2 protein-coding genes and 1 pseudogene are annotated in these 5315 nt (G+C 47.3%); 2 read left to right on the top strand and 1 reads right to left on the bottom strand.

The window, feature by feature from the left end; all coding sequences use genetic code 11:
- A partial coding sequence (locus ACTXGO_RS09235; protein WP_443574176.1) for a heavy metal translocating P-type ATPase occupies positions 1 to 2123 on the bottom strand: 2123 nt, incomplete at its 3' end.
- 363 nt (positions 2124 to 2486) lie between these two features.
- Between ACTXGO_RS09235 and mrcB the strand changes: the two genes are divergently transcribed.
- Both mrcB and ACTXGO_RS09225 read left to right on the top strand, forming a co-directional pair.
- A complete protein-coding gene (mrcB, locus tag ACTXGO_RS09230; RefSeq protein WP_435950730.1) occupies positions 2487 to 4973 on the top strand; it encodes a penicillin-binding protein 1B in 2487 nt (828 codons plus the stop codon).
- Between the two features lie 86 nt (positions 4974 to 5059).
- A pseudogene (locus tag ACTXGO_RS09225) lies at positions 5060 to 5315 on the top strand (hypothetical protein); the annotation flags it as partial.

Below are 5315 nucleotides of genomic sequence, written 5' to 3'. Positions count from 1 at the left end.
AGAGCAAAATCGATGTGCCCGATACGGTATTTCATCCCCTCTATTATCGCCTCCACGCCGCCCGCTGGATAATGCGTTAGGCTTTGAGTATTAGGCAGATGCAATTGATGAGCCGCTGTTAATAGCGCATGGGCGATAGGATGACGGCTGCCTACTTCTAACGCGGCAGCAGTGGCTAGTAGCTTATCTTCTTGCGCATTTTGCTCTGTATTGGCACTGGCGCTGATATTTAATAGTTCAATGTTGAGTAAATTAGGTTTGCCATAAGTGAGCGTTCCTGTTTTATCAAAAGCGACGTGAGTAATCTCCGCCAAGGTTTGTAGGGTATGCCCGCGCGTGGTCAAAAAGCCATAGCTGGCAAGGCGGTTAGTTGCTACGGTCAGCGCGATTGGGGTTGCCAGAGACAACGCACAAGGACAGGTAGCGACGAGTACTGCGACCGTCGCCCATATCGCTTGGCTTGGGTCAACGATATACCAGCCGATAAAGACAAAGACCGACAAGATCAAAATGCGTGCGACAAACCAACGCGCAAGCTTATCAGCCTGCTGCGCAAGTTTAGGCTTCTCACTCATAGCTCGGTTCATCAGCCTATCGATCAGCCCAATCTGACTGTCTTTTGGTAGGGCGGTCACAAGCATGGCAAAAGGCTGACTATCATTTTGCGCGCCGCCAACGACATACTCACCCGCGTTCTTGGTGATAAGATCGCCTTCACCCGTTAGCAGGCTTTGTGACACCGTCGCCGTTTGACTAAGCAAAATACCATCGCTAATGATTTCAGCGCCAGCATCTATCATGATAATATCGCCAACTTGCAAACTATGGACAGTTACCATTTCGCAATCATTTATTAGATCTTCTGATTCTGTTGAGCTGTTTTGCGCTTGTTGCCATTTTTGTGCGATATTTTGGGTCACTTTATAGACGCTGGCATCCATACTTTGCATAAAACTTGGCGAGCTTAAACTGTTATTTACGATATCAGATTTTTCTGCATTTGCCTCTATCTTGTCACTTTGACTTATCTTTAGGTCATTTGATTCTGATTTTATTTGCTCCAAAATAATCTGCACGGAGTGTTTATCTTCAGCAATCTTTTTGACCAGTATCGGCTCAACCACCACTAAATCATTAGCCATAGTCGCCGCTTTTAGGCGCGCGTTATGCTCGATGTAACGCCCTGCCAATAAGAAAAAGATAAACATACTGACCGAGTCATAATAGGTCTCCCCTTGCCCTGTGACAGTGGCATATAAACTGGCAAAAAAAGTAACGATAAGGGCGACGCTAACGGGCACATCCATATTAACTTGACGCGCGCGTATCGCCGACCATGCCGAGGTAAAAAAAGGCACGCCAGCATAGAAAAATACAGGAATACTGACAAAAAGGGACACCCAGCGCAAAAAGTCACGCTGAAATACGAGCATATCGCTGTATTCGCCAAAATATAACGCTACTGCGTACATCATTGCTTGCATAGCGCCAAGTGCTGCGATACCCAATCTAAGCAGCATCTTGTTATTATGGCGGGCGAGCATCGCCTCGTGGGTGTCTTGCCGATAGGGTTTGGCTTCATAGCCTATGGCATTGATAGTAGCGAGGATGCGGCTGATGGGTAATTTGCTCTCATCCCATACCACGCGCATGCGCTGATTGGTGAGGTTGACCTGACAGCGGCTCACACCGTCAAGCTCAAACAAGCGTGACTCAATAAGCCAAGTACAAGCGGCGCAGCGTAAATTGTTGACTGATAATTCAGCGACCGATAATCCGTCCTGCTCATACACGAACTGCGACTTGATCTCATCGTGATCATAAGCTTCAAGGCGCGTCATTTGTGTGGGCAAGCTGGCAGTACGATTGATCTCTGAGCGATCTAGATAATATTGCTCAAGTCCAGCTTCGACAATGCTTTGGCTAGCGAGCTGACAGCCCATGCAGCACATCTCGCGAGGCTCGCCTAATACCTTACTAAAAAATGGCGGACGCGGCAGGCGATCGCCGCAATGAAAGCAATGACCCTTTATGGGCAACACAAGTCCTTGAGTGATCGAATCATCATAAGGATCAGTGGCGCGCGGCAGCGTAGACACGGACGAAGAAAAATCACTAGACATAGCTTCGCTTACTTCCTTTAAATAAAGAATGACCGATACCCTACCCTTTAGGCAAACGTTTATCAGTCATCAAAGTATTGATTAAGCCTGCACTAATTCACAAAAAAATCACCATAACTGGTATGACAAGTTGCTATCTTAATTTGATATAACGCTCAAGGTTATATAACATCCAGTTTTATACAACATCTAATCTTATATGGCACTTAGTCGCCGCTTTAAAAGCCAGTATAGTCATCAATTTTGTCCTCATGACTATGCGTTTATTATTAACATATCCTAGCGGTAGTGATGATAGATTGAAAAACATGTCAATTTACGTCATTATGAGGCAGTTTTTTATCTCAAAATGGTGCGCCATCAGTGCAAAAATCTAAAGTTAATCTATCACAGCCAGCCAAAACTCATTTAAACGCTTTGCCAAATACGCAGCGCGGCTTGGTATTTAGTAGTCTTTTGCTTATTGTTATTATCGCAGGCATGGTGCTACTGGCCCTATATCTTGTCAAGCTTGATCGCACCATTACCAGCAAGTTTGAGGGTAAGCGCTGGGATATACCTGCCAAAGTATACTCGCAGCCCCTTGAATTGTACCAAGGCGCAAGCGTTGATAGAGAGACGATGACAACTTGGCTTGAGCTGCTTAACTATAGTAGTAACCAAGCTTATGATCGCACAGGTACTTATCATAGGTCAGGTAATACCTATTTTATCCATACGCGTGGATTTACTTATAGTGCAAATGATGTAGATGCCGAGCAAGTCATCAAAATGACGTTATCAGGCGGTAAGATCGAATCGGTACAAAGCACCATTCCTGCCAAGACGGGTATCATTCGCCTAGAGCCTGTCAATATCGGTGGTATCTACCCTGATAGTAACGAAGATCGCTTGGTAGTCTCGCTCGATCAAGTGCCGCAGCCGTTGATTGATGCCTTAATCGCTACCGAAGATCGCAGTTTTTATGAGCATAAAGGCGTCTCGGTACGCGGTATCGCCCGCGCTGTACTCAATAACTTCTCTGGCGGCTCCATGCAAGGCGGCTCGACCATTACCCAGCAGCTCATCAAAAACTTTTATCTCAATTCAGATCGCACCATGAAGCGTAAAGCTAATGAGGCGCTTATGGCGGTACTGCTTGAGCTACATTATAGCAAAGATGAGATACTCCAGACCTATCTTAACGAGATCTACCTAGGCCAAAATGGTAACCGCTCTATTAATGGTTTCGGTCTGGCCTCGCAGTTTTATTTTAATCAGCCGCTCAATGAGCTACGCGTTGATCAGCAAGCTATGCTAGTAGGTATGGCAAAGGGGCCAAGCGTCTATAACCCGCGCCGCCACCCCAATGACTCCAAAGCACGCCGTGACACCGTGCTTGCCAATATGCTTACCATGGGTTCGATCAGTCAAGAGGATTATGACGCTGCGCTTAAGCGACCTTTGGGCGTTGTAGATAAGCCTGTGGAAGGCAAAAGCCAATTCCCTGACTTTTTGGATATCGTCAAACGTGAGCTCAATGACGTCTACTACCCTGATGACCTCAAAAACGAAGGTCTTATTATCATCAGCACCCTTGACCCTATCACTCAATTGGCAGCAGACAAAGCCGTTGACAAAAAGCTTGGAGAACTGCGCCGTAGTAGCAGTAAAGCCAAGGACTTAGAAGGCGCTCTAGTTAGTGCTAACCCTGAGACAGGCGAGCTGGTGGCGGTCGTCGGTAGCGGCAGCGAATTTACAGGCTTTAACCGCGCGGTAGATGCCAAGCGTCAAGTTGGCTCACTTCTTAAACCTATTATCTATATGACCGCGCTTGAGAGTGGGCGCTATAATCTAGCCAGCTCAGTTGATGACTCGCCTGTTACTGTAAATTTGGGAGATGGTAGCGATTGGAACCCCAAAAACTACGATGGTCGTGATCATGGCTATGTACCTTTGACCACAGCGCTGGCTCAGTCTTATAACCAAAGTGCGGTACGTTTGGGTATGGAGTTTGGTGTTAGCACCTTTGCCAAACAACTGCAGCGCATGGGCATTAAAGAAAAAATCCCCACTTATCCCTCAGCTCTGTTAGGCTCAGTCAATCTTAGTCCGATGGATATGCTTGGCGTCTATCAAGTCTTTGCAACTGGTGGCTTTCGCACCCCTATTCATAGTATTCGCACCGTCATCGATGATCGCGGACGCATTTTGCAACGTACTGGACTCAACACCCAGCGTAGCATACCGCCTGAGGCCAATTATCTGACCAACTACGCTTTGCAAGAAGTAGTCAAAAGCGGTACCGCTAGGCGCGCGCAATCTTTAGGCCGCGACCTTAATTTGGCGGGTAAGACAGGTACTACCAATGATTATCGCGATGCCTGGTTTGCAGGATATAGCGGTAACTATGTCAGCGTCGTTTGGGTAGGACGCGATGACAATAAGCCTATTGGGCTTAGCGGCGGAACTGGCGCGTTACCTGTATGGGTTGATTATATGAATCGGCTTAAACTTACGCCAGTATCGATGCCAGAGCCTGAGGGTATTGAGTGGCTATGGCTTGAGAACAACTCAGGCAAACTCTCAAACGAGCGCTGTGCTAATGCGCGCTATCTGCCTGTAATGTCCGCCTACTTGCCTGAGGAGGCTAGCAGCTGCGCCCTTGAGCTTTATCAGCAAGAACGCGCGCGTGAGCAGACTCAATTCCAAGATGAGCAAAGCTCAATAGCTGATCAGCGTCGCCGTGAAGGCTTAGACATCCCTGACGGTCAAGCCATAGATCCAGACGCAAACGATTCAAACGCAAACGATGGTGACGGCGAAGTACGTGATGACACTTGGTACGATCGCGCCCTTGAATGGTTTTAACTATTATATGAACAGGTAGCCACATTTAATTGAATCGCTGGCACCTTACATAATGATCAAACACGCTTTGGCATAAGAGGCTTAATATGTTGTTATTCGCTCAACAGTCTACTACTAGCAAGCATCAACGCACATTATCGTCCTCTGTGCTGATGCTTGGTCTCTTGACAGGGACACTTACTCTAAGTGCTTGTCAGACTGCGCCCTCGACGACGGCAACCGAACGCACAACTACTGTTGTAATGTCGCCTGCTAGCAACGATAGCACGACTGACGATAGTTACCCTATAGAGCCTTATAACCCGCCTGCACCAGACTCTCAGCCTCAGCCTCAGCCTCAGC

It is taken from the genome of Psychrobacter sp. T6-1, from assembly GCF_052258445.1.
Note: the sequence above shows the minus strand (reverse complement) of the source record. Positions and strands in the feature narration are given on the sequence as shown.